The organism is Sulfitobacter sp. 15WGC (assembly GCF_005068605.1).
GTDB lineage: Bacteria > Pseudomonadota > Alphaproteobacteria > Rhodobacterales > Rhodobacteraceae > Sulfitobacter > Sulfitobacter faviae.
In genome coordinates, this window is sequence record NZ_SZNL01000011.1 from 56,701 (window position 1) to 81,321 (window position 24,621).

The following is a 24,621-nucleotide window of genomic DNA, read 5'->3' on the forward strand; positions in this document are numbered from 1 at the left end:
ATGGTGGGCCAACGCGCGCCCAGCTCCTCGAAGGCGCGGTCGAGCGAGGCATCGTCGGTCACGTCCACATCGACCATGAAGTCCGAGCCGACGCTCTGCGCCAGCGGCTCCAGCCGCTTGCCAAAGGCCTCGCCCTGATAGGTAAAGGCCAGTTCCGCCCCGGCCTCGGCCATCGCCTTGGCGATGCCCCAGGCGATGGAGCGTTCATTGGCCACACCCATGACGAGGCCGCGTTTTCCTGCAAGCAATCCAGACATGCCCAACCCTCAGCCTTGGTACTTCGACAGGATCATCGACCCGTTGGTGCCGCCGAACCCGAAGGAGTTCGTCATCACCGAGTCGAGACCCGCGTTGTCGACCCGCTCCAGCGCGATCTCGGACGGATCGAGCGCGGGGTCGAGGTTCTGCACGTTGATTGACTTGGCGATGAAATCGTTGTCGAGCATCAGGAGCGAGAAGATCGCCTCCAGCGCGCCGGCAGCGCCTTGTGCATGGCCAGTCATCGACTTGGTGGAGCTGACAGGCGGGGTGTTGCCCTGACCGAAGACGCGGCGCACGGCCTCGATCTCGCCCACATCGCCCACCGGGGTCGAGGTGCCATGGGCGTTGATGTAGCCAACCTTGCGGCCCTCGGGCAGGGTCTCCAGCGCCAGTCGCATGGCGCGCTCGCCGCCCTCGCCGGAAGGGGCGACCATGTCATGGCCGTCGCTGGTGGCGGCATAGCCGGTCACCTCGGCGTAGATTTTCGCACCGCGCGCCAGCGCGTGGTCGAGGTCTTCCAGCACCAGCATGCCGCCGCCGCCGGAGATCACGAAACCGTCGCGGTCCGCGTCGAAGGCGCGGCTCGCCGTCTCGGGCGCGTCGTTGTACTTCGAGGACATCGCCCCCATCGCGTCGAAGAGGCAGCTGAGCGTCCAGTCCAACTCCTCGCCGCCGCCGGCAAACATCACGTCCTGCTTGCCCAGCATGATCTGCTCGGCCGCGTTGCCGATGCAATGTAGCGAGGTGGAGCAGGCCGAGGTGATGGAATAGTTGATGCCCTTGATCTTGAAGGCGGTCGAAAGGTTCGCACTGACGGTCGAAGACATGCACTTGGGCACGGCGAAGGGCCCGATGCGCTTGGTGGCCCCGGTGTCCTTCACGATGTTATGCGCGGCGAACATGGCGGAGGTCGACGGCCCGCCGGAGCCTGCCACCAGACCGGTGCGCGGATTGCTGATCTGCGCCTCGTCGAGGCCCGCATCCTTGATCGCCTGATCCATGGCGACATAGGCATAGCCCGCGCCCGGCCCCATGAAACGCAAGGTCCGCTTGTCGATGTGATCGGCCAGATTGATCTTCAGCGTCCCGGCGACGCGGCTGCGGAACCCGTGTTCGGCCATCTCCGGGCTGGCTTCGATCCCGGAGGTGCCGTTTTTCAGTGCTTCGAGCACTTCTTCGGCGTTGTTTCCGATGGATGAGACAATCCCCAACCCTGTGACGACGACGCGGCGCATGCGCAGCACTCCTTTGTTTTGGCAGCCCCGGTGTATGCCAGCACGCCCATACGGCGCAAGCGGTTTGCCGATCCTCTGCGCGCGAAGGTCGCGGTCAAGGTTCTGTGATGGAACGGGGCAATGGCAGGCGGTGTTGGCTTCACGAGACATAAAGGAGATTAGAATGCCCAAGATCAATACGGTAAATCCCGCCACTGAAGAGGTGCTCGACACCTATGACGTGATGTCCGAAACCGAAGCGACCCAAGCGGTCGAGGCCACGCATGAGGCGTTCAAGGAATGGCGCAAGCTGACCCATGAAGAACGCGCGCCCTATCTGAAAAAGATCGCCGAGAAGCTGCGCGAGAATAAGGAAAGCCTGTCGGAATTGATGACCCGAGAGGTCGGCAAGCTCTACAAAGACGGGCTGACCGAGGTCGAACTCTGCGCGCAGATCTTTGAATACACCGCCGAGAACGGCCCCGAAATGCTGAAGGACGAAGAGCGCAAACACGCCGGCGGCAAGAAGCGCGGTGTGGTGACCTATCAGCCCATCGGCGTGATCTATCAGATCCAGCCGTGGAACTTCCCCCTCTACCAGCCCGTGCGCGTGCTGGCCGCGAACCTGATGACCGGCAACGGCTGCGTCCTGAAACACGCGGAAATCTGCACCGGCAGCGGCTTGCGTTTGAAAGAGCTTTGCGAAGAAGCGGGCCTGCCCAAAGACCTGTTTAACGTTATCATCATCGACCACGATACCTCCGACAAGCTGATCGGCCATAAGCTGGTGCGCGGCGTGACCATGACCGGCTCTGACAGCGCGGGCAGCCATATCGGGTCCGAGGCCGCGAAACATCTGAAGAAATCCGTGCTCGAACTGGGCTCGAACGACGCCTATCTCGTGCTGGACGACGCCGATATCGAAACGGCGGTGAAATTCTCGACCATGGGGCGGCTTTATAACAACGGCCAGACCTGCGTCTCGGCCAAGCGTTTCATTGTGACCGAGAAGAATTACGACGCTTTCGTGAGCGCCTATGTCGATGCGATGAAGGCGATCCCGATGGGCGATCCGATGGACGAAGACACCAAGCTCGGGCCGCTGTCGAGCCAAGAGCAGTTCGAATCCGTCCGCGATCAGGTGAAAGAGAGTGTTGAGAAGGGGGCCAAGGTGCTCTGCGGTGGCGAAGTGCCCGACCGCACGGGTGCCTATTATCCCGCAACCGTACTGGCCGAGGTCAAGCCGGGCATGCCAGCCTATGACGATGAGATCTTCGGCCCCGTCGCCTCGATCATCCGGGCGAAGGATGACGAAGACGCGATGCGCATTGCCAATGACAGCCGCTATGGTCTGGGCGGCGGCATCTTCTGCACGGATGAAGAACACGCCCTGCGCCTTGCGCGGGATGAGTTCGACACCGGCATGGTGCGGATCAACAACTTTGGCGCCGCCGATCCGAATATGCCCTTCGGCGGGGTGAAGAATTCCGGCTATGGGCGCGAACACGGCGGCTTTGGCATGAAAGAGTTCGTCAACGCCAAGTCGATTTTCCTGCCGTCGTAACCGGCAAAGGGCGGGCGGGCGAAATGCCGCTCGCCCGTATCAAACTAAATTCGGAGAGGTTCCATATGACCATGAAAGTACTTGTCGCCGGTGCGACCGGCAAAACCGGGCGTCTGCTCGTCAGTGAATTGAAAGACCGCGGGGCCGAGCCCATCGCACTGGTGCGCGACGGCTCCGATACCTCTGTTCTGCCCGAGGGCACCGAAGAGCGGAAAGGCGATCTGACCAACCTGCAAACGGGCGTGTGCGACGGTGTCGACGCCGTTGTTTTCGCCGCCGGGTCGGGCGGCAGCACGGGGCCGGAGATGACTGAGAAGGTCGACCGCGAAGGCGCGCAGCGTCTGGTCGATCTGGCCCGCGAGGCCGAGGTCGACCGCTTTGTAATGCTGAGTTCCGTGGGCGCTGACAACCCGCCGGAGGATCATGAGATGACCCATTACCTCAAGGCGAAACAGGCGGCGGATGAACATCTGCAAGCCTCTGGCCTGACCCATTCGATCCTGCGGCCCGTGGCGCTGACCGATGACCCCAAGACCAATGCGGTCAATCTGGGCGAGGGTGTCGATCAGAAGGGCGAGGCGCATCGTGCCGATGTGGCAGCCGTGCTGGCCGAGGCCGCAGTGACCGGGCGTCATGACGGTAAGGTTCAGGAAATGCAGACGCTTTGAGCGACAATGCCAAAGGGGGCCGTGTGGCCCCCTTTTCATATCCGTAAAGTCGCAGCGCTTCAGCTCTCGCTAAGGGCGACTTTCATGTCTTTCACCTGATAGATCACCTCACCATCGGCTTCGACGATGCCGTCGGCCACGCCCATGGTCAGGCGGCGGGTTTGGATCGCCTTGGTGAAATCAATCTTATAGGTCAGCATCTTGCGGTCCGGACGCACCATGCCGGTGAGCTTCACCTCGCCCACGCCAAGCGCATAGCCGCGCCCCTGCCAGCCGCGCCAGCCGAGGTTGAAGCCGGTGAGCTGCCACAGACCGTCGAGGCCGAGGCAGCCGGGCATGATCGGATTGCCGGGGAAGTGGCACTCAAAGAACCACAGGTCCGGGGTGATGTCGAACTCGGCGGTGATATGGCCCTTGCCATGGGCGCCGCCATCGGCCGAGACATCGGTGATCCGGTCCATCATGAGCATCGGCGGGGCGGGAAGCTGTGCGTTGCCGGGGCCAAAAAGCTCGCCGCGGGCGCATTTCAGCAGATCTTCCTTGTCGAAACTCGTGGGGTAGTCGGCCATCCTGCGGCTCTCCTGCTGCTCTGTTATAACATCCGGCCCCGTTTAGCACCCCGCCGCCGCGTGCCGCAAGGGCGCGGCAGGGACGCTGCGACGATTGGTGCGAGGTTTTCAATTGAAAACCGGGGATTTCCTCCTTTATATGACCCTGAAAGGCAGGGAACTGATGTCCGCAGAGGTACAAGAGGTCGGAACGCGCTGGTTGGCTCAGGCCGGGCTGCGCCCCACGCGCCAACGTGTCACGCTGGCAAGTCTTCTGGTAGGCGATGGGCAAGACCGTCACGTCACCGCCGAAAGCCTGTTCGAGGCTGCGAAGGGGCAGGGCGAGGCCGTGTCGCTGGCCACGGTCTACAACACGCTGCGGGCGTTCTGCGATGCGGGGCTGTTGCAGGAGGTGACCGTGGATGGCTCGAAAAGCTATTTCGACACCAACACCCACGATCACCCGCATTTCTTTTGGGAAGACGACAGCAAGCTGACCGATGCGCCCTCGGAAGAGTTGGTGATCGCGCAGCTTCCCGACGCGCCCGAGGGGGCCGAGATTGCCTCGGTCGATGTGGTGATCCGGCTGCGCCGGAAGACCTGAACCGGCGGGGCAGGCCCTGCCGCCTGCGTGATCAGCCGCGTTTTCGCAACACCAGGAAGGTCATCATGCCCATTGGCGGCAGGGCGCGTTCGTCCTCGACCTCCAGCGCATCTTGTTGCAGCACGGTTTCCATCTCGAAATCCGAATGCCAGCCGAGCGTATTCGCAAAGGGGGCCGAGACTTTTTCCAGAAAGCCCAGCAGCCCCGTGGTGCGCATGAAATGGTTGGCGATGACCACCTGACCGCCGGGTTTCAGCACGCGGGCGATTTCCTCCATCACCCGCTCTGGCTCGGGCACCACGGACAGCACATGCATCGCGGCGATCGTGTCGAAACTGGCATCGGGGAAGTCGAGGTCGCGCGCGTCCATCTGGCGCAGGTCAGCTACATGTTGCAGCCCTTCGCGGGTGACGCGCTGGCGGGCCTTGGCAAGCATTTCATCGCTGAAATCGATGCCCGTGACGGAGAGATGCGGCGCGTAGTGGGGCAGGGACAGGCCGGTGCCGACCCCCACTTCGAGGACAGAGCCGCTGCCCTTGTTGATATGGGCCACGACATGGCGGCGACCGCCGCTGGTCAGCGCGCCGAAGGTCTTGTCGTAGATCGGTGCCCAACGGGCATAGGATGTCTCGACCGCCTTGATGTCCATTTCAATTCCTTTTGGTTAAACTCGTTTTCCGTGCTCTCAAAAGCCCCCAGATCACCATGCCGATATAGGCCAAGCAGAGCACGACGAGCGTGGTCCAAGCGTAGGTGGCCAGGGCGGCGGCGAAAATTGCCACGCCTACCAGCAGGTATTTCACATGACGTCGGGAGACTTTGGTGGTTTTGAAAGACCATGTGGGGATGCGGCTGATCATCAGAAAACCGATCAGCACCATATGCAGGCAGATCATCCAATCCGGCAGAATGGGCCGGTTGTGAAAGGCAAAGGACAGGGTCATCGGCAAGAGCACCAAAAGCGCGCCTGCGGGTGAGGGGATGCCGGTGAAGAAGGAGCCGGATTCGCCCACCGCATCGCCGTTCTTGGCCTTGGCGGCTTCGGCCTTGTCGTTGACGTTGAACCGCGCCAGCCGCACCACGCAGCAGACCGCGTAGACGAGCACGGAAATCCAAGCCGCGCTGCGCATGTCTTGCAGCGCCCAGAAATAGAGGATCAGCGGCGGGGCCACGCCGAAGTTCAAAAAATCGGCCAGCGAGTCCAATTCCGCCCCCATCGGGCTGGAAGACCGCAAGAGCCGCGCAAGCCGCCCGTCCAACCCATCCAGCACGCAGGCCAAAAGGATCAGCTGCACCGCCAGCACGTAGTTGCCCTGCACCCCAAAGCGGATCGCCGAAAGCCCTGCGCAAATCGCGGTGATCGTCAGCGCATTGGGCAGAAGCTGGATCAGCGCAAGGTCTGCGCCGGTCTTTTCAGAAGGGGGGCGCATGGGGTCTTTCCTAAAGCGGGGCGGTCTCTATGACCGGCTGTTTCAACTCGGCCAGCACGGTTTCCCCGGCGACCATGGTCTGCCCGATGCGCACCATCGGGTCGACGCCTTCGGGCAGGTAAACATCTAGCCGCGAGCCGAAGCGGATCAAGCCGAAGCGTTCGCCGGCCTCAAGCCCGTCGCCGGATTTCACGAAACAGACGATGCGCCGCGCCACAAGGCCCGCGATCTGCACCACGGCAATGTCGCGCCCGTCGCCCATGCGGATGCACAGGCTGTTGCGCTCATTGTCGGCGCTGGCCTTGTCGAGCGAGGCGTTGAAGAACTTGCCCGGCCGGTAGGCCACGGCCTGCACCTTGCCCGCGACGGGGGCGCGGTTGATGTGGCAGTTAAAGACGCTCATGAAGACGCTGACGCGGGTCAGCGGCACATCCGGCATCCCCAGTTCGGCGGGCGGCACCGCAGGCTCGATGAGTGAGACGATTCCGTCGGCAGGGCTGACGATCAGGTCGGGCCGGTCGGGGGTGACGCGCTCGGGGTCGCGGAAGAAGTAGTAGCACCAGATCGTCAGGCCGACGCCGATCCAGCCGAGGACTTCTTCGATGGCAAAGAGCACCAGCGTGACAGCGGCGAAGATCGCCACGAATTTGATGCCCTCGCGGTGCATCGGTTTGATGAATGTATCGAGCAAGTTGACGGCCATCGGACCCTCCCGTTCAGGCTGTCTTCCGTCATAGGTGCATGGCAGGTGAGTGCAAGGAGGTTTTGGACGGGCGCGGGTTTTGGGCGGTTGCGGGCTGAACGGTGAGGGTAGCGGATACCGGCGGCGTCTTGTCCGGGCATCGAAAATGTTAGCCGCCATGCGCTGAGGGTGTCGCCCTCCCTGGGGGGCGATGAGCGCTTGCGTGATGTAGGGACAGTCATTCTGGACCCTGACTGGCCCGTCCACCGAAACGTTGCAAGATCGCCCTCCGGGGGGAGGGAGGGCGATGCCCGGTGTGCCACCGGGCGGGTCAGTTAAAAGGGGGAGCCTGTCAAAACCACTGCCCCGGCTCCATCAAACCCAGATCCATCAACTGCCGGGAATGCCACTCGAACGGTTCGGAGTTGTGCCATTGGAATGTGGGGATGTCATAGCGGCTGCCGGGATTGCGCTTCAGCGCCTTGGCCGTGCGGAACGAGCAGATCGCCGCCGTGACGTTGTGATGCCACTCGCAGGCGTAGGTGTTGTATTCCTCGTCGTTGAGCGTGTGGTCGCCGCGCAGCTTCAGCCCCGGTTTGGCGCGAAACAGCGGAATACGGTCGATCTTGCGGCTTTGCAGCGGCACATGTTCCTCGAACCGCCAGCGCAGCCCGCCAAAGAAATCAAGCTGCCGTTCCTTGGGGTGCCCCTGCCGGGCCGCATCCTTGCGCGCCAGCGCGTAATAGCCCGATCGGTCCAAATGCGCCTGATCGAGTGAAACGGCATCGGGGTATTGCTTAAGGTCCAGCGCATAGAGGTCCACCACATAGCCCAGCATGGCATCGCGCCGCTCTTCGCTATGAAAGGCCAGCAATTCCTTGACGTTGCGTGTCTCGCTGAAGGGGTGGAACAGATATTCGGCGTTGTAGCAGTAATAAATCCATTGCCCCGGCACCGCCGCGATCATGCGGTTCACTGCCCGCTCCAACGCGGCTTCGGCGGTGGCGTCATAGTCGACCCGCAGCACGCTTTCCTCTAAGTCGCGGGGCAGGTCGAAACCGGGGGGCATCAGCGCCACGACGCTGTCGAACCCCGCCTGTTGGTGGTGACGCAGGGTGGTGTCGACCTCAACCTTATCCTCGACCAAGATCATGGCGATAGGGCCTGTGTTCAACGCCGTGCGGCCCTCTTGGATAAGCTGGTCGAGATCGCGATACCGCATAGGCCCCCGCTGGAATTTGCCGCCGGTAAAGTCGGCCAATTCCGGGTGCATTGCAAGACGCGGCCACCGCTGTTAGACGACGCCATCTGCCCGAAATCCGTCAAAACCCTTGGATGCCCGCCATGACCCAACCGAAAAAGCTGTTCATCAAGACCTATGGTTGCCAGATGAACGTCTATGACAGCGAACGCATGGCCGAGAGCCTGGGCGGGCAAGGCTATGTCACCACCGACCGCGCCGATGACGCGGATATGATCCTGCTCAACACCTGCCACATTCGCGAGAAGGCGGCGGAGAAGGTCTATTCCGAACTGGGCCGTCTGAAACCGCTGAAAGACGCGCGGCCCGATCTGAAGATCGGCGTGGCGGGCTGTGTGGCCCAAGCCGAGGGCGAAGAGATCATGCGCCGCCAGCCTGCCGTCGATCTGGTGGTTGGCCCGCAAAGCTACCACCGTCTGCCCGAGATGGAGGCGAAGGTGCAGGGCGGGCAAAGCGCGCTCGACACCGATTTCCCGGCGGAAGACAAATTCGACCACCTCAAGGGCCGCCCCAAGGCGAAACGCGCCCCCGCCGCCTTCCTGACCGTGCAAGAGGGCTGCGACAAGTTCTGCGCCTTCTGCGTGGTGCCCTATACCCGCGGCGCCGAAGTCTCCCGCCCCGCCGAGAAGGTGTTGGACGAGGCGCGCGATCTGGTCGAGCGCGGCGTGCGCGAGGTCACCTTGCTGGGTCAGAACGTCAACGCCTACCACGGCGGCATGACGCTCGCCGGGTTGATCCGTGCGCTGGCCAAGATCGACGGGCTGGAGCGTATCCGCTACACCACCAGCCACCCCAACGACATGGGCGATGACCTGATCGCGGCCCATGGCGAGGTGCCCGAACTGATGCCCTATCTGCATCTGCCGGTGCAGTCGGGCAGCGACCATATCCTGAAACGGATGAACCGCAGCCACACCGCCGAGAGCTACCTCAAGCTGCTCGAGCGCATCCGCGAAGCACGGCCCGACATCGTGCTGTCGGGTGATTTCATCGTCGGCTTCCCGGAAGAAACCGAAGCGGATTTCGAGGCCACGATGGAGCTCGTCCGGCAGGTGCGCTACGGCTATGCCTATTCCTTCAAATACTCGACCCGCCCCGGCACGCCGGCCGCCGAACGTCCGCTGGTCGATCCAGCCGTGGCCGATGACCGGTTGCAGCGTCTGCAAGGGCTGATCACCCAGCACCAGCAGGAAATCCAGCAGTCGATGGTGGGGCGCGAAGTCTCGGTTCTGGTTGAGAAGAAGGGCCGTCTACCCGGTCAGATGCTGGGCAAGTCGGAGTATCTGCATGCGGTGCATATCGAGGATAGCACAGCGCAGATCGGTGACATCCAGCGCGTGCGGGTGACCGAGGCCAAGACGAACTCTCTGGCCGCCGTTCTGGTCTGATCCGCAGCCCCAAAGGGTCTGCAACGGGTGCGCGTCGCCGCGCACCCTTGGCTTGTCAGTAGTTGTGTTTGCGGTGCGATGCGGCATCCGCAAAGATCCGCTTCATCGTCGCTTTCAGCCCCTCGGGGTTGCCGACGAGTGTGTGATCCCGGCAGACCCGTTCTGCCACGGCATGGGCGGTGGCAAAGTCATAGCCCACGGCCACGAGGCTATCCACGAAGACCGAGTTTGGCCGGTCCCAGATCACGTCGTTCCACGGGCCACGGTAGCAGCTGACGTGGATCACATTGCCCGTGGGATGGGCCACACCTTGGTTGTGATAGGCGTATTTCACACCCCCCGCGAAAGCGGGCAGGGCAAGCAGGCCGGTGACGGCGGTGGCGAGTAGCGTTCTCATCATAAGTTGGTCCCCCAGTTCTCATTGCAGCAATCAAGATCGGCAAAGCCGCGCGAAGTCCCACCCTCGCGATCCGATGGAAAGAGGTTTAGGTCTAAAGGTGCGGTTTTCAAGAAGATTCAATGGCAGGGGCCGGTGTTTGCGAACAATCCCAGGTGCTTGCGTGGGATTGTCGCCAAGCCGTCTTCAATGGCCCGTTTTCGGCGGATCGGGGCAGGGTGAAATGGCCGCGCTCCGAAGCCCTTTTGCCGCTACCCCGCGGCGGATTCGTTGTAAGCCGCTAAGGTTCGGCCACAAAATGTTGATTTCACAGCTTCACAGCGAGACCGTTTTTACCTAACCTGACCCTATACTCAAAAGGCGCGGGTCCGGGGAGGGGTCGCATTTGCCAAAGATAAGAACCAGAAATTAGAATAGGACAAACGCTGTGGGACCCACTATTTCCAAAGCACTGCGCGCCATGGCCAGCCTGACGATGGCAGCGGCGCTGACCGTGGCCAGCACCTCGGTCGATGCGCAGACACCCTCGCAACAGGGCCGTGACAAGGGCGTTTACACGCCGACCATCTGGGTCGACCCGGATGGCTGTGAACATTGGGTTATGGATGACGGGGCCGAGGGCTATATGACCCCCCATGTCACCCGGCAGGGCATTCCGGTGTGCCGCCGCGGCGATGTCTGCGGCGTGATGGAGGCGGATCAGTTCTTTGCCACCGACAAATACAGCATCTCGCCGCAAGGTCGTGCGCGTCTGGCGAACTTCTTCCAATCGACCGGGGCGGTGTCCTACATCATCACCGGCCATACCGACAGCCGCGCGTCGGACGCCTATAACATGCGCCTGTCCTACAACCGGGCCAATGCCGTGGCGCGCATCGCCAATCAAGTGGGTGCCAAGATCGCCGATGTGCGGGGCTATGGCGAACGGATGCCCGCCGTGCCGAACAATTCCGCTGCGAACATGGCCAAGAACCGCCGTGTCGAAATCATCTGCATTCGCTGAAGGGACCGTAAAAGTGATTAAGACGAAACTTCTCATGGTCACAGCCTGTGCCGTCGGCCTTTCGGCCTGTACCGATTACGAAGGCGGTCTGGGCCGGGGCTACCCTTCGGACAAGACCTTTGACCGGGGCATCGACAAAAAGCACCTGAGCAACCTTCAGGCGGGCATCTGGGTCGATCCCAACGGTTGCGACCACTGGATCATCGACGACGGGGTCGAGGGCTATCTTTCGGCGCGGCTCGATAAATTCGGCAAGCCGGTCTGCTCGGGCGTGGCGCCACCGACACATACCGCGGGCCACTTCAAGGGTGGCTCCAACATCAAAGACCCGAACTGACCTTGGCGGGCCATATCACAGACCCCGGGCCGGAGCGCGTTGCGCTTCGGCCCTTTTTGTCGCGACGGGTTGGTAAATCGATCTGGTCTGACTATTTCAACATTTAGTGCTTCACAAAGGATACGCGCATTGCCTTCAACTGATCTGATGACACCGGAAACCGCGGCCGAACGGGTGGTGGAATTTCCCGACAACCGCCTTTTGATCGACCTCTGCGGCGCCTATGACGCGCATCTGGCGGCCATCGAAAAATCGCTTGAGGTGCAGATCATAAGGCGTGGCAACCACTTGCAAATTCTGGGCGAGGGCGAGGCTGTTGAGAAGGCCGAGAGCCTGCTCAATGCACTCTATGTCCGGCTGGAAAGTGGCCGCGCGGTTGAACCTGCGGATGTGGACGGGCTGCTGCGCATGGGCAACTCCGGCGCGGGCACCGGCGTGCGTCAGGGCGACCAGTTGGAGATGCCGATCTCGGACGCGATCGAGATCCAGACCCGCAAAAAACGGGTGGAGCCGCGCACCGATGCGCAGAAAGCCTATGTGCAATCGCTCTTCGACAACGAACTGGCTTTTGGCATCGGCCCTGCGGGCACCGGCAAGACCTATCTGGCTGTCGCCGTGGGCGTGTCGATGTTCATCGGCGGCCATGTGGATCGGATCATCCTCAGCCGCCCCGCGGTCGAGGCGGGCGAGAAGCTGGGCTACCTGCCGGGCGACATGAAAGACAAGGTCGACCCCTATATGCAGCCGCTCTACGACGCGCTGAACGACTTTTTGCCGAGCAAGCAATTGGCCAAACTGCTGGAGGAAAAGCGCATCGAGATCGCGCCGCTGGCCTTCATGCGGGGCCGCACGCTGTCGAACGCTTTCGTGGTGCTGGACGAAGCGCAAAACGCCACCTCGATGCAGATGAAGATGTTCCTGACCCGGCTGGGGCAGAACTCTCGCATGGTGATCACCGGCGACCGAACCCAGATCGACCTGCCGCGCGGGGTGCAGTCGGGGCTTCAGGATGCGGAGCGCTTGCTCAAGCAAATTCCCAGCATCAGCTTCAACTACTTCTCGTCCAAGGACGTGGTGCGCCATCCGCTGGTCGCCGCGATTATCGAAGCATATGAGGCCGATAGCGGTGCCGCTTGACGTGATGCTGGAAGATTTCGCCATCGTGATCGAAGACGACCGCTGGGCGGCGGTCGACCTTGAGGCGCGCGCCCATGCCGCGGCGCGGGCTACTCTGGGCCATCTCGGCCTTGATGCCGAAGCCGCTGAGATGACCCTGCTGGCCTGCAACGACAGCCGCATCGCCGCGCTGAACGAAGACTTTCGCGGCAAAGCGCGGGCGACCAATGTGCTGAGCTGGCCTGCGGAGGAACGCGGCGCGGTCACCCCGGGCGGCGATCCGCTGCCTGTCGCCCCCGGCATTGACGGGATGCTCGAACTGGGCGACATCGCCTTGGCTTTCGAGACCTGCGCCGCCGAAGCCGCGGCGGCGGAGAAGCCATTAGATGCCCATGTGACCCATTTAATCGTGCACGGGCTGTTGCATCTTCTGGGCTATGACCATGAAAATGACCCCGACGCGACGTTGATGGAGGGGTTGGAGCGCGAAATACTTGGCAAAATGGGTTATGATGACCCATATAAGGAAAATGGGCCTTGAGGGGCTTTGTAACACAGACGGGACCCAATGGGCGATACAGACGGATCATCTGACGCGGCGCAGAGCGCGCTGACAGATGAAGACAGACATGAGCAGCCGGATGATGGCGCGATGCGCACCGGTAATTTCTTTTCTCGGGTGTTCGAGGCGCTAAGCCCATCGGACAGCGAGGACGACACGCCAGAGACCTCGGCAGAGGCCGAGCGGCCCACGGGCCATGGCATGATGAACCTGCGCCGGATGCGGGTCGATGACGTGGCGATCCCAAAGGCGGATATCACCGCCGTGCCGGTCAGCGCCACGCTGGATGAGCTGGTCTCGGTCTTCAAGGAAAGCGGGATGACCCGCCTGCCGGTCTATGATGGCACGCTCGATACGCCCGTGGGCATGGTCCACCTCAAAGACCTGGCGCTAAACCACGGTTTCAACGGCAAAAACACCAAGTTCGATCTGCGCACCCTGCTGCGGCCCTTGGTCTATGTGCCGCCGTCGATGACCATCGGCGTGCTGCTCACCAAAATGCAGGCCGAGCGGCGGCATATGGCGCTGGTGATCGACGAATATGGCGGTGTCGACGGGCTGGTGACCATCGAAGACCTGATCGAACAGGTCATAGGTGAGATCGAAGACGAACATGACGTCGACGAGGGCACCTATTGGACGGTCGAAAAGCCCGGCACTTATCTGGCACTCGCCAAGACCCCGCTGGGGGATTTTGAGGCTGAGATTGGCCATTCCCTGACCGATCATGAAACCGTCGACGAAGAAGAGATCGACACGCTTGGCGGCTTGGTCTTCATGCTGTCGGGCCGCGTGCCTGCGCGGGGCGAGGTGGTCTTGCACCCCGATGGGCCGGAGTTCGAGGTGATCGACGCCGACCCGCGCCGCATCAAACGGTTGCGGGTCCGCACCCAAGGGGCCGGGGGATGAGGCAACGGCTGGCGATGCGGGGCCGGTTGCTGCTGGCCCCCCTCGCCGGGGCCATCGCAGCCTTCGGGCAAGCGCCTTATGAACTGCCTATTCTGCTCTTTGCCGGGCTGGTGGCGGCGTTTTGGCTGTTTCGCGCGCAATCTGGCGGGCCAATGCGCGCGGCGCTTTTGGGCTGGGGCTTTGGCTTTGGCTATTTCCTGCATGCGCTGCAGTGGATCGTCTCGCCCTTCATGGTCGATGTGGCGCGGCATGGGTGGATGGCGCCTTTTGCGCTGATCCTGCTGGCCGCTGGCATGGCGCTGTTCTGGGGGCTGGCCTTTGGCCTCGCCCGTTGGATCGCGCCGAAGCGTGAGCTAGCGCTGGCGCTGACTTGGGCGGCGGTGGAACTGCTGCGGGCCTATATTTTCACGGGCTTTCCATGGGCCATGCCCGCTCAAGGACTGGTCGGCGTGATGGCGGGGCAGGGCCTTGCTTGGGTCGGCCCCTATGCGCTGAACCTCTGGCTATTCGCCATCGCCGCGATCTTGCTGCTGCGCGGCCCTTTGAGCCTGCGGTTGGGGCAGGGGGCGTTGGCCTTCTCGACGGTGCTGCTGTTGCTGCTGCCCCCGCAAGCGACGCCCGCGGTGCTGACCGAGAACGTGGTGCGTTTGGTGCAGCCCAATGCCGCGCAACGCGACAAGTGGAACCCCGATACCTTTGAATTCTATTTCTCCCGCCAGCTCGACTACACCGCCGCCGCGCCGCAGGACAAAGGCGCCGCCCCCGATCTGGTGATCTGGCCCGAGACCGCGATCCCATGGTCGTTGGACATGGCGGGGAGCGCCTTGGATGAGATCGGCGCAGCCTCGGACGTGCCGGTGGTGCTGGGCGTGCAGCGTCGGTCGAACATGCGCTATTACAACTCGCTTGTTGTGTTGGACGAAGGCGGCGCGGTCGATCAGCTTTATGACAAACATCACCTCGTGCCCTTTGGCGAATATATGCCTTTGGGCGATCTGATGGCGCGTTTCGGGATCCACGGCCTCGCCGCGCAGGAGGGGAACGGTTTTTCCAGCGGGCCGGGCGCGCAGGTTTTGGATCTGGGGCCGCTCGGCGCCGCATTGCCGTTGATTTGCTACGAGGCCGTCTTTGCCCATGACGTGAACGCCGCGCCAGCGCGGCCCGCTTTCCTGATGCAGGTCACCAATGACGCATGGTTCGGCAAGGCCGCAGGCCCGCGCCAGCATCTGGCCCAAGCGCGGATGCGCGCGATCGAGCAGGGGTTGCCCATGGCCCGGGCGGCCAATACCGGGATCTCGGCGATGATTGACCCGCAGGGGCGGGTGATCGCTTCGCTGCCGCTCAATTCCGCAGGCTTCATCGACGCGCCGCTGCCGGCGCCACTGGCGCCCACGCTCTACAGCCGCAGCGGTGATTTGCCTTTGATCCTGCTTCTGACCCTCTGCCTTGCCGGGCTTGCCGTGGCCCGCCGTCGCAGCCCGGGGAATGCCGATTGACCATCCACCAGCGGTTGTCTAAGCCGTTGGGAGAGCACCACAACGGCTTCCTGACGTGGTGCGTAATTTTTATTGGAGCACTACATGTCCCGTCAGAACTATACTTTCACTTCGGAATCCGTTTCCGAGGGGCACCCGGATAAGGTCTGCGACCGGATTTCCGATGCCATCCTCGACGCTTTCATCAGCGAGGAACCCGAAGCGCGGGTCGCCGCCGAAACCTTTGCCACCACCAACCGCGTCGTGATCGGGGGCGAGGTCGGGCTGGCCAACAAGACCAAGCTCGATGAATATCTGGCGGGTGTCGAGGATATCGCCCGCGCCTGCATCAAAGACATCGGTTACGAGCAGGATGAGTTCCACCACGCGACATGTGAGATCACCAATCTGCTGCACCCGCAGTCGGCGCATATCGCCCAAGGCGTCGATGCCTCCGATGGCAAGGAAGAGGGCGCAGGCGATCAGGGCATCATGTTCGGTTTTGCCACCGATGAGACGCCCGAGTTGATGCCCGCGCCGATCCACTACGCCCATGCGATCCTGCGCCGTCTGGCCGAGGTGCGCAAAGACGGGACCGAGCCGACCCTGCGGCCCGATGCGAAAAGCCAACTCTCGGTGCGTTACGAGAACGGCAAACCGGTGGGCGTAAGCTCCATCGTGCTGTCGACGCAGCATGAGAGCGAAAGCCAGACCAGCGCCGATATCCGCGAGATCGTGGAGCCCTATATCCGTGAGGTGCTGCCCGAGGGGTGGATCGACGCCGACACCGTCTGGCACGTGAACCCCACCGGCGTTTTCGTGATCGGCGGGCCGGATGGCGACGCGGGCCTCACCGGGCGCAAGATCATCGTCGATACCTATGGCGGGGCCGCACCGCATGGCGGCGGCGCGTTCTCGGGCAAAGACCCAACCAAGGTCGACCGTTCGGCGGCCTATGTGGCGCGCTATCTGGCCAAGAACGTCGTGGCGGCAGGGCTGGCGAACAAATGCACCATCCAGTTGAGCTATGCGATTGGCGTGAGCGAGCCGCTGTCGATCTATTGCGACACCCATGGCACCGGTGACGTGCATGACGCGGCGATCGAAAAGGCGATCCGCCAGATCATTGACCTGACCCCGCGCGGCATTCGTGAGCATTTGCAGTTGAACAAGCCGATCTACCAGCGCACGGCGGCCTATGGCCACTTTGGCCGCGCGCCCGACGCGGATGGCGGTTTCAGCTGGGAGCGCCGCGATCTGGTCGATCAGTTGAAAACGGCTGTGTAAGTATTGAGGGGGTGGGCGACAGCGCCCACCCTTTTCGCAGCGGGGTTAGCCCCGTTTCGCCTCGACCAAGGCCACGGCGGCGGCCACCGCATCTTCGATCGCCATTTCCGTTGTGTCGATCTGTTTGGCGTCCTCGGCGGGTTTCAGCGGCGCTTGGTCCCGGCTCATGTCGCGCAGGTCGCGCTGGCGTACATCTTCCAACACATCTTCATAGCTGGTCTCGATCCCCTTGCCCGACAGTTCGGCGAAACGGCGCTGTGCGCGCACTTCGGGGCTGGCGGTGATGAAGAGTTTGACCGGCGCGTCGGGGCAGATCACCGTGCCGATGTCGCGCCCGTCGAGCACCGCGCCGCCCGCGCGGGTGGCAAAGCTGCGCTGGAACCGCACAAGGGCGGCACGCACTGCGGGGATCACCGCCACTTTGCTGGCCTCTTGGGCCACCTCGGGGCTGCGCAGAGTAGGGTCTTCCAGATCGACGGGGGCGAGGGTCTGGGCCGCTTCCTCGGGGTCCATCCCGGTGAGGGTCTTGGCCGCGACCGCGCGGTACAAAAGCCCGGTGTCGAGATGCGCAAAGCCGAAATGCGCCGCCACCGCCTTGGCCACGGTGCCTTTGCCCGCAGCGGCGGGGCCGTCGATGGCAACGGTGATGCCGTTGGTTCTGTTATCTGTCATTGCAAATTCCTTTTGTTCCGGGCCCGTAGGCCAAGCAGCAGGGCCGCCGTGAAACAGCCCGCCAGTATCACCCATTTCGCCTTTGTGAACAGGCTCGCCGTTGCGACGGCCTGTGCGGTGATCCGGTCCGGCCCCAATTCGACCAGCCGCCCGATCAGCATGTTTTCGGTGTAATCCGCCCCCAGATATAGTGCCACGGCCAGCGTCAGCCCCAGCCGCAGCCCGCCCGACGACCAGCGCCGGAACCACAGCAGCAGGGCAAGCGCCAAGAGGGCAGGAAACGCGGTGTCGGCCAGCCGGAACTGGCCGAGATACAGCGCCGTCTGTTCGGGGCTGAGTGCTGACAGATAGGCGCGCGCCCCGGGCAGATCATAGCCCAGAAGCCGCCCGTCCAAGACGCCCATGCCCGCCGCGCGCAGATCTGTCTCGGCAAAGCCCGCAAGGGCTGCAAAGGCCAGTGCAGCGCAAAGGCTGAGCCAGATCAGCCGGTTGCCTGTCACGCAGGCAACCGTTCGACCTGTGCACCCAAAGAGGCCATCAGCGGCTCGAAAATCGGGAAGGAGGTGGCGATGGGCCCGCCATCGTCCACCTGCACCGGCTGTTGTGCGACCATGCCAAGGATCAGGAACGACATGGCGATACGGTGGTCGAGATGGCTTTGGCAGGTCGCACCCCCGGGGATATTGCCATGGCCCAGCCCTTTGACAGTCCACCAATCCGGCCCGTCTTCGACCGCGACCCCATTGGCGCGCAGGCCGCTGGCCATGGCCTCGATCCGGTCGCTTTCCTTGACGCGGAGTTCCTTGACGCCGCGCATCACGGTCTCGCCCGTCGCACAGGCTGCAACGACAGAGAGCACGGGGTATTCGTCGATCATGCTCGCCGCACGTTCGGGGGGGACTTCGATCCCCTTGAGGTTGGGCGAGAACTTTGCGCGCAGGTCGGCCACAGGCTCGCCGCCCTCGGTACGTTCGTTTTCATACGTCAGATCCGCGCCCATTTCGCGCAGGGTGGTGAACAGCCCTGCGCGGGTCGGGTTCAACCCGATGCCCGGCACCAGCACGTCCGAGCCGGGCACGATCAGCGCGGCGCAAACCGGGAAAGCGGCGGAGGAGGGGTCGCGCGGCACGTCGATATGCTGCGGCTTCAACTCGGGCTGGCCGGTCAGGGTGATGACGCGGCCCTCGTCGGTCTCTTCAACCGTGATCTCGGCGCCAAAGCCCGCCAGCATCCGTTCGGTATGGTCGCGGGTGGCTTCGGCCTCGATCACCACGGTTTTGCCCGGCGCATTCAGCCCCGCCAGCAGCACCGCGGATTTCACCTGCGCGGAAGGCACGGGCACGGTGTAGCGCACCGGCACAGGCTCGGCGGCGCCGACCAGTGTCATCGGCAGGCGGCCCCCGGCGCGGCCCACGGATTGCGTGCCAAACAGCGCCAGCGGATCGGTCACCCGCGCCATCGGGCGGCTGTTGAGGCTGGCATCGCCCGTGAAGGTCACGCTGATCGGAGAGGTCGCCATCGCCCCCATCAACAGCCGCACACCAGTGCCGGAATTGCCGCAATCGATCACATTGTCCGGCTCGGCAAAGCCGCCGACGCCCACGCCATGCACGGAATAGGAACCGCCGCCGTGGTCGACCACCTCGGCCCCGAAAGCGCGCATGGCTTTGGCGGTGTCGAGCACGTCTTGCCCCTCCAAAAGCCCGGTGATCGTGGTCTCGCCCACAGCCATAGCGCCAAGGATCAGGCTGCGGTGCGAGATCGACTTGTCGCCGGGCACTTCGGCGGTGCCGCTAAGCGGCCCGCAGGCGCGCGATGACATGGGAATGGGGCTGCCGTGACTGGACATGAGGTACCTCTGATCTGCTCAAGGTTCCTATTATCGCAGGCGGGCGGCAGCGTCCATCGCCGCGCGTGCGATGGATTGGAAACGGGGTGGTATCAGCTGCAAATACTTAGCGTTTGCGAAAGGTCAGGTAATGCGGGGTGCGCCCTTCGCGCAGCGCCTTTTGCTCATAGCGGGTCGAAATCCAGTCATCCCAAGGCGCGCGCCAATCGTCAGGCCCTTCGGCCAGCCAATCAAACCCATGCTGCGGCACCTGTTCGAGCGTCTGGCGAACGTAGTCTTCGATATCCGTCGCCACGCGGAAGATCGCGCCGGGTTTCAACACGCGGGCCAAGGGCTCCAGATGCTCGGGCGTGACAAAACGGCGGCGGTGGTGACGGGTTTTCGGCCAAGGATCGGGATAAAGCAGGAACGCCCGGTCGATGGAGGCTTCGGGCAGCACGTCGAACATATCGCGCACGTCACCGGGATGAATGGCGAGGTTGTCCACGCCCGCGCGCCGGATTTTGCCCAGCAACATCGCGACGCCGTTGATATAGGGCTCGCAGCCGATGATGCCCACATCGGGGTTCTGCCCGGCCTGATGCACCAGATGCTCACCGCCGCCAAAGCCGATTTCCAGCCAGACCTTGCGCCCGCCAAACAGCGTATCGAGGTCGAGGGGCCTACGGTCGGGATTGCTCTCCCAATCGACGGCCCCCGGCGACAATGCGTCGAGGTCTTCGTCAATATAGGTCTTTTGCGACTTCTTCAGCGCTTTGCCTTTGAGGCGGCCATAGAAGTTGCGGCGGGGGCGTGTTGTATCACTCATGGCGGCTCATGTAGCGGCCCCGCCGCGCCACCGCAACATTCCTCTGCAAGGCTGGCGGCGAATAGGGGCGGGTTAACCATTTGTTAGGCTCCGTGGGTCTAAATGCCGAGGCAAAGCAGGGGGACGGCTGATGAGCGTGGCAAGGCGCGGAAGCGGTGCAGGCGATAGGGCGGATGGCGCGGCGGGGCCTTTGGCGGCGGCGCGTATCCTGATCGTCGATGACCAGCGCTTTGATCGGATGCGGATCAAACGGCTCTGCGGTGGCTTGGACTTTCCGGTTTCTTTGACCGAGGCAGAGAGCGTCGCCGCCCTTGCTCAGCAGTTGGATGAGGGGGCGTTTGACCTCATCTTGCTGGACTACAACCTGCCCGATGGGGATGGCCTGCGCGGCTTGCAGATGATCCGCGCCCACCCGCGCAACGGCGGTGTGGCCACGGTGATGGTCACCGGGACGGAGCAGAGCGACGTCGCAATCGAAGCGCTGCGCGGCGGCTGTAGTGACTATATCGCCAAGGATGAACTCTCGCAAAGCACGCTGAGGCGTTCCGCCTTTCACGCGCTTCACAAGACCGCGCTGCAACTGGGCGTGGCCACGCAGGAGCAAAAACGGTCTGAACTGCGAAGCGTTCTACGGCGGTTCACCGAGGAATGCGCGCAGGATATCAAGCCGATGATGAATGAGAACATGCGCGCGCTATGCGCCTTGGACCGGTCGAACCCCGCCGCCGTGGCGGAGGCGTTGGGGAAGGTCGACTATACTTTCTTGCGTCTGTGGGAGTTTGTTGAGGACCTTGCCAGCTATCAAGGCAGTGACCTTGCCGAAGGCGATCTTGCCGATCCGCCGAAACCCGCGCCGGGGCTGGGCGCGGGCTGGGGCGGGTGAGCGGCAGGCTTACCGCGGCGGAGGCCGTGCAGATCGCTATGAAGAGGTTGCAGCGCCGCGATGGCCCTGATCAGTTGTGGTGCCCTCTATCCCCGGGCGTGCTATGGAACCCTTGCCCGGCAGAACCCCGCATATCCCCCGGCCAGCACGCCATAGCCCTTGCAGGAGCGTCAAAATTCGCCTATACGCGCCTTGTCTAAGGGGCGGTTACAGCTTCGGACGCGATATAGCGGGCAGGGTCGGTACTAACCGGCCCTCTTTTGTTTGCGTTCGGCTGCGGGTCAACCGCTGTGCTTTTATGTCGGAGCTTCTCTGACAAGAACGGCACGGTGCCACCACAACGACCAATTGCAACTCCAGACCGGCGGAGACAACCGCGCGGCCAGAAACATTTGATAAGGATACGAAAAGCTACATGACTAAAGCAATGGACGAATTCGAAGCGCTTCTTAACGAAAGCTTTGAAATGGACACGCCCCAAGAGGGCACAGTCGTCAAAGGCAAGGTGATCGCTGTCGAAGCGGGCCAAGCCATCATCGACGTCGGCTACAAAATGGAAGGCCGCGTTGAGCTGAAAGAATTTGCTGATCCCGGCGAATCCCCCAAAATCGAAGTTGGCGACGAAGTCGAAGTTTTCCTTCGCCAAGTCGAAAACGCGCGTGGCGAAGCCGTCATCAGCCGCGAAATGGCCCGCCGTGAGGAAGCCTGGGATCGTCTGGAAAAAGCCTATGCCGCAGAAGAGCGTGTCGAAGGCGCGATCTTTGGCCGTGTCAAAGGTGGCTTCACCGTCGACCTCGGCGGCGCAGTTGCATTCCTGCCCGGCTCCCAAGTCGATGTGCGCCCCGTGCGCGACGCAGGCCCGCTCATGGGTCTCAAGCAGCCGTTCCAAATCCTCAAGATGGACCGCCGTCGTGGCAACATCGTTGTATCGCGCCGTGCGATCCTCGAAGAGTCCCGCGCCGAACAGCGTGCCGAAGTCATTGGCAACCTGACCGAAGGTCAGACCGTCGATGGTGTGGTCAAGAATATCACCGAATACGGTGCGTTTGTTGACCTTGGTGGTGTCGACGGCCTGCTGCACGTCACCGACATGGCATGGCGCCGCGTGAACCACCCGTCCGAGATCCTGTCGATCGGCGAGACCATCAAGGTTCAGGTCATCAAGATCAACAAAGAGACCCACCGCATCAGCCTCGGCATGAAGCAGCTGCAGGAAGATCCGTGGGATCTGGTTGGCGCGAAATACCCGCTGGGTTCCGTGCACAGCGGCCGCGTGACCAACATCACCGACTACGGCGCATTCGTCGAGCTGGAGCCCGGTGTCGAAGGTCTGGTCCACGTCTCCGAGATGTCCTGGACCAAGAAGAACGTGCACCCCGGCAAGATCGTCTCCACTTCGCAAGAAGTCGAAGTCATGGTTCTGGAAATCGACAGCGCCAAACGTCGCGTTTCCCTTGGTCTGAAGCAGACCATGCGCAACCCATGGGAAGTCTTTGCTGAGACCCACCCCGAGGGCACCGAGGTCGAAGGCGAAGTCAAGAACATCACCGAATTCGGTCTGTTCGTTGGCCTGCCCGGTGACATCGACGGCATGGTTCACCTCTCCGACCTCAGCTGGGACCAGCGCGGCGAAGAAGCCATCCAAGACTACCGCAAAGGTGACGTGGTTCAGGCCGTTGTCTCCGAAGTGGACGTCGAGAAGGAGCGCATCTCGCTGTCGATCAAGAACGTCGGCGGTGACAAGTTCGCCGAAGCCGTGGGCGGCGTGAAGCGCGGCTCGATCGTGACCGTGACCGTGACCTCCATCGAAGATGGCGGCATCGAAGTCGAATACGAAGGCATGAAGAGCTTCATCCGTCGTTCCGACCTCAGCCGTGACCGTGCCGAACAGCGCCCCGAGCGTTTCTCGGTCGGTGACAAGGTCGACGTGCGCATCACCAACGTCGACGCGAAAGCACACCGTCTGGGCGTCTCCATCAAGGCACGCGAGATCGCGGAAGAGAAAGAGGCGGTACAGCAGTACGGTTCCTCCGACTCCGGCGCGAGCTTGGGCGACATCCTTGGTGCGGCGCTGAAAGGCGACGACGAGTAAGCATATTCCACGTTGAATATGTGACCTTAGCGAAGGCCCCGCATGGCGACATGCGGGGCCTTTTGCTGTTCCGGGGGCGGGGTCGAATCGCGAAGCGGGTTTTAGCCCTTATGCCCAATCCCTACGCGCCTTGGCCTTCAGCGGCGGCAGGCGGCGGAAAAGGGCCGAAATAACAGGGGTTTCGCTGCGAAAAATCTATCGCGGCGCTGGTGGAACACCTTCCCGTGTGGGGCGTTATTTCCTATAGTCGGGTAAGACATCAATAAATTCTCGGGGGACGTGCCATGATCCGGTCGGAACTGATCCAGAAGATCGCTGACGACAATCCGCATCTTTATCAACGTGATGTTGAGCGGATCGTAAACACGGTCTTTGATGAGATCACGGGCGCCATGGCGCGTGGGGACCGGGTCGAATTGCGCGGCTTCGGTGCTTTTTCCGTTAAGAAACGCGATGCCCGAGTGGGGCGCAACCCGCGCACCGGTGAGACGGTGAATGTCGAAGAAAAGCATGTGCCCTTCTTCAAGACGGGCAAGCTCTTGCGTGACCGGCTGAACGGGAAAAGCTGATGCGTTACATTCGTTATGCCTGCATCGCGCTTTTCGCGATTGCGCTGGTTTCCGTTGCTCTGGCGAACCGGAACATCGTGACACTTCAAGTGCTTCCGACCGAGATTTCAGGTTGGTTTGCCGTAAACCCCTCTATCGAACTGCCGCTCTTTATCGTGATCCTTGGCGGGATCATCGTAGGGCTTTTGGTGGGCTTCGTTTGGGAATGGATCCGCGAACACGGCCACCGGGCCGAACTGGCGCGGCAGGCACGCGAGCGGCGCCGGTTGGAGCGTGAGGTGATCCGCCTCAAGGAAGAGAAGCATCAGGGCAAGGATGAGGTGCTGGCGCTGCTCGACGAAGCAGGCTAAACCCCACCCATGCCTGAGAACGTTAACGTAAAAATCTGCGGTCTGACCGACCCTGCCGATGTGCCCGCCGCCCTTCTGGCGGGCGCACGCACGCTGGGGTTCGTCTTTTCGAAAATCCCCCGCCATCTGTCGCTGGAGGCCGCGGCGCATATGACCGAGGCGGTGCCTGACGGCATTTGCAAGGTCGCGCTGACCGTCAATGCCGACGATGCGGCGCTGGATGCGCTGCTGGCCGCGGTGCCCTTTCTGGACATGCTACAGCTGCACGGCAGCGAAAGCCCGGCGCGGGTGGCCGAGGTCAAGGCGCGCTATGGACTGCCGGTGATGAAAGCCGTCGGCGTGGCCGATCGCGATGATCTGGCGCTGCTGAACGACTATGTCACCGTCGCGGATCAGCTTTTGCTCGATGCCAAACCACCCAAGGATGCCGTGCTGCCGGGGGGCAACGGGCTGGCCTTTGACTGGCGGCTAATCGCCGGGCGGCGCTGGCCGAAGCCTTGGATGCTCGCCGGGGGGCTGAACGCCGAGAATGTGGGGGAGGCGATTGCCCTCACCGGGGCGCGACAGGTTGATGTCTCTTCGGGGGTTGAGAGCGCGCCGGGGATGAAGGATGCCGAACGCATCCGCGCCTTCTGCGAAGCGGCGCTGAAGTAAGACCTTCTAGTTCAAAGAAAAAAGGCCCGGTGGCGATG

At 62.6% G+C, this 24,621-nt stretch carries 27 protein-coding genes, 1 pseudogene and 1 riboswitch; of the genes and pseudogenes, 16 read left to right on the plus strand and 12 right to left on the minus strand.

Translation table 11 applies throughout. The annotated features are described in order from the left end of the window. A partial coding sequence (locus tag FCK22_RS11210; RefSeq protein ID WP_136720432.1) for an SDR family oxidoreductase occupies window positions 1-257 on the minus strand: 257 nt, incomplete at its 3' end. A 9-nt stretch (window positions 258-266) separates the two neighbouring features. Next, window positions 267-1,496, minus strand: a complete 1,230-nt coding sequence (fabB, locus tag FCK22_RS11215) for a beta-ketoacyl-ACP synthase I (protein ID WP_067261394.1) — start codon at window positions 1,494-1,496, stop codon at window positions 267-269. 163 nt (window positions 1,497-1,659) lie between these two features. Between fabB and FCK22_RS11220 the strand changes: the two genes are divergently transcribed. Continuing rightward, on the plus strand, window positions 1,660-3,039 hold the full coding sequence (locus tag FCK22_RS11220; protein WP_067261396.1) for an NAD-dependent succinate-semialdehyde dehydrogenase: 1,380 nt from the start codon (window positions 1,660-1,662) through the stop codon (window positions 3,037-3,039). Window positions 3,040-3,110: 71 nt separating this feature from the next. Continuing rightward, window positions 3,111-3,707, plus strand: coding sequence for an SDR family oxidoreductase (locus FCK22_RS11225; protein ID WP_067261467.1), 597 nt, complete (start codon window positions 3,111-3,113; stop codon window positions 3,705-3,707). Between the two features lie 59 nt (window positions 3,708-3,766). Here FCK22_RS11225 and fabA read toward each other — a convergent pair whose 3' ends face one another. Then, window positions 3,767-4,276 (minus strand): bifunctional 3-hydroxydecanoyl-ACP dehydratase/trans-2-decenoyl-ACP isomerase, encoded by a 510-nt coding sequence (fabA, locus tag FCK22_RS11230; RefSeq protein WP_067261401.1) that lies wholly within the window; start codon window positions 4,274-4,276, stop codon window positions 3,767-3,769. 163 nt (window positions 4,277-4,439) lie between these two features. On the opposite strand from fabA, the gene irrA reads away from it, so the two are divergent. Further along, window positions 4,440-4,859, plus strand: coding sequence for an iron response transcriptional regulator IrrA (irrA, locus tag FCK22_RS11235; RefSeq protein ID WP_067261468.1), 420 nt, complete (start codon window positions 4,440-4,442; stop codon window positions 4,857-4,859). Window positions 4,860-4,890: 31 nt separating this feature from the next. On the opposite strand, the gene FCK22_RS11240 is transcribed toward irrA, so the two are convergent. The 4 genes from FCK22_RS11240 to FCK22_RS11255 all read right to left on the minus strand — a co-directional run bounded on the left by FCK22_RS11240 (window position 4,891) and on the right by FCK22_RS11255 (window position 8,193). Continuing rightward, entirely contained in the window at window positions 4,891-5,508 is a 618-nt protein-coding gene (locus tag FCK22_RS11240; RefSeq protein ID WP_067261403.1) for a class I SAM-dependent methyltransferase, read from the minus strand. A 1-nt stretch (window position 5,509) separates the two neighbouring features. Continuing rightward, entirely contained in the window at window positions 5,510-6,289 is a 780-nt protein-coding gene (gene pssA, locus FCK22_RS11245) for a CDP-diacylglycerol--serine O-phosphatidyltransferase (protein WP_067261404.1), read from the minus strand. A 10-nt stretch (window positions 6,290-6,299) separates the two neighbouring features. Next, complete coding sequence (locus FCK22_RS11250) at window positions 6,300-6,992, minus strand: phosphatidylserine decarboxylase (protein ID WP_067261406.1); 693 nt, start codon at window positions 6,990-6,992, stop codon at window positions 6,300-6,302. Between the two features lie 331 nt (window positions 6,993-7,323). Further along, window positions 7,324-8,193 carry a hypothetical protein gene (locus FCK22_RS11255; RefSeq protein WP_067261472.1) on the minus strand — a complete coding sequence of 290 codons (870 nt, stop codon included), beginning with the start codon at window positions 8,191-8,193 and terminating at the stop codon, window positions 7,324-7,326. A 122-nt stretch (window positions 8,194-8,315) separates the two neighbouring features. Here FCK22_RS11255 and miaB point away from each other — a divergent pair, with 122 nt between their 5' ends. After that, window positions 8,316-9,620 (plus strand): tRNA (N6-isopentenyl adenosine(37)-C2)-methylthiotransferase MiaB, encoded by a 1,305-nt coding sequence (gene miaB, locus FCK22_RS11260; RefSeq protein WP_067261470.1) that lies wholly within the window; start codon window positions 8,316-8,318, stop codon window positions 9,618-9,620. Window positions 9,621-9,675: 55 nt separating this feature from the next. Here the strand turns inward: miaB and FCK22_RS11265 are convergent, their stop codons facing one another. Continuing rightward, window positions 9,676-10,020: a hypothetical protein gene (locus FCK22_RS11265; protein WP_067261407.1), complete on the minus strand. Its 345-nt coding sequence runs from the start codon at window positions 10,018-10,020 to the stop codon at window positions 9,676-9,678. Window positions 10,021-10,444: 424 nt separating this feature from the next. On the opposite strand from FCK22_RS11265, the gene FCK22_RS11270 reads away from it, so the two are divergent. The 7 genes from FCK22_RS11270 to metK all read left to right on the plus strand — a co-directional run bounded on the left by FCK22_RS11270 (window position 10,445) and on the right by metK (window position 16,706). Beyond that, entirely contained in the window at window positions 10,445-11,020 is a 576-nt protein-coding gene (locus tag FCK22_RS11270; protein WP_136720426.1) for an OmpA family protein, read from the plus strand. Window positions 11,021-11,033: 13 nt separating this feature from the next. Next, a complete protein-coding gene (locus FCK22_RS11275; RefSeq protein WP_197470808.1) occupies window positions 11,034-11,357 on the plus strand; it encodes a hypothetical protein in 324 nt (107 codons plus the stop codon). 147 nt (window positions 11,358-11,504) lie between these two features. Then, complete coding sequence (locus FCK22_RS11280) at window positions 11,505-12,494, plus strand: PhoH family protein (RefSeq protein WP_067261409.1); 990 nt, start codon at window positions 11,505-11,507, stop codon at window positions 12,492-12,494. A gap of 4 nt (window positions 12,495-12,498) precedes the next feature. Continuing rightward, window positions 12,499-13,014, plus strand: a complete 516-nt coding sequence (gene ybeY / locus FCK22_RS11285; RefSeq protein ID WP_197470809.1) for an rRNA maturation RNase YbeY — start codon at window positions 12,499-12,501, stop codon at window positions 13,012-13,014. Window positions 13,015-13,041: 27 nt separating this feature from the next. Continuing rightward, complete coding sequence (locus FCK22_RS11290; protein WP_067261410.1) at window positions 13,042-13,944, plus strand: hemolysin family protein; 903 nt, start codon at window positions 13,042-13,044, stop codon at window positions 13,942-13,944. Next, entirely contained in the window at window positions 13,941-15,440 is a 1,500-nt protein-coding gene (gene lnt, locus FCK22_RS11295; protein ID WP_067261412.1) for an apolipoprotein N-acyltransferase, read from the plus strand. The genes FCK22_RS11290 and lnt overlap by 4 nt, the downstream gene beginning before the upstream one ends. Window positions 15,441-15,471: 31 nt before the next feature. Next, window positions 15,472-15,520, plus strand: a riboswitch (SAM-SAH riboswitch). 4 nt (window positions 15,521-15,524) lie between these two features. Beyond that, window positions 15,525-16,706 (plus strand): methionine adenosyltransferase, encoded by a 1,182-nt coding sequence (gene metK, locus FCK22_RS11300; RefSeq protein ID WP_067261414.1) that lies wholly within the window; start codon window positions 15,525-15,527, stop codon window positions 16,704-16,706. Window positions 16,707-16,751: 45 nt separating this feature from the next. On the opposite strand, the gene FCK22_RS11305 is transcribed toward metK, so the two are convergent. The 4 genes from FCK22_RS11305 to trmB all read right to left on the minus strand — a co-directional run bounded on the left by FCK22_RS11305 (window position 16,752) and on the right by trmB (window position 20,035). Then, window positions 16,752-17,378, minus strand: coding sequence for a d(CMP) kinase (locus tag FCK22_RS11305; RefSeq protein ID WP_067261415.1), 627 nt, complete (start codon window positions 17,376-17,378; stop codon window positions 16,752-16,754). Beyond that, the gene (locus tag FCK22_RS11310; protein ID WP_067261417.1) at window positions 17,375-17,878 is read right to left on the minus strand and encodes a hypothetical protein; all 504 of its coding nucleotides are present in this window, start codon (window positions 17,876-17,878) and stop codon (window positions 17,375-17,377) included. The genes FCK22_RS11305 and FCK22_RS11310 overlap by 4 nt, the downstream gene beginning before the upstream one ends. After that, a complete protein-coding gene (gene aroA / locus FCK22_RS11315) occupies window positions 17,875-19,227 on the minus strand; it encodes a 3-phosphoshikimate 1-carboxyvinyltransferase (protein ID WP_067261419.1) in 1,353 nt (450 codons plus the stop codon). The genes FCK22_RS11310 and aroA overlap by 4 nt, the downstream gene beginning before the upstream one ends. A 106-nt stretch (window positions 19,228-19,333) precedes the next feature. Beyond that, window positions 19,334-20,035, minus strand: a complete 702-nt coding sequence (gene trmB, locus FCK22_RS11320) for a tRNA (guanosine(46)-N7)-methyltransferase TrmB (protein ID WP_067261420.1) — start codon at window positions 20,033-20,035, stop codon at window positions 19,334-19,336. A gap of 130 nt (window positions 20,036-20,165) precedes the next feature. On the opposite strand from trmB, the gene FCK22_RS11325 reads away from it, so the two are divergent. The 5 genes and pseudogenes from FCK22_RS11325 (at window position 20,166) to FCK22_RS11345 (ending at window position 24,583) form a co-directional block, all read left to right on the plus strand. Beyond that, complete coding sequence (locus tag FCK22_RS11325; protein WP_067261422.1) at window positions 20,166-20,918, plus strand: response regulator; 753 nt, start codon at window positions 20,166-20,168, stop codon at window positions 20,916-20,918. 397 nt (window positions 20,919-21,315) lie between these two features. Beyond that, window positions 21,316-23,010, plus strand: a pseudogene (rpsA, locus tag FCK22_RS11330) (30S ribosomal protein S1); the annotation flags it as partial. A 284-nt stretch (window positions 23,011-23,294) separates the two neighbouring features. Then, window positions 23,295-23,579 carry an integration host factor subunit beta gene (ihfB, locus tag FCK22_RS11335; protein ID WP_067261426.1) on the plus strand — a complete coding sequence of 95 codons (285 nt, stop codon included), beginning with the start codon at window positions 23,295-23,297 and terminating at the stop codon, window positions 23,577-23,579. After that, window positions 23,579-23,929, plus strand: coding sequence for a lipopolysaccharide assembly protein LapA domain-containing protein (locus FCK22_RS11340; protein WP_067261428.1), 351 nt, complete (start codon window positions 23,579-23,581; stop codon window positions 23,927-23,929). Before ihfB ends, FCK22_RS11340 begins: the two co-directional genes overlap by 1 nt. 9 nt (window positions 23,930-23,938) lie before the next feature. Continuing rightward, a complete protein-coding gene (locus tag FCK22_RS11345) occupies window positions 23,939-24,583 on the plus strand; it encodes a phosphoribosylanthranilate isomerase (protein WP_136720427.1) in 645 nt (214 codons plus the stop codon). Window positions 24,584-24,621: the final 38 nt, after the last annotated feature.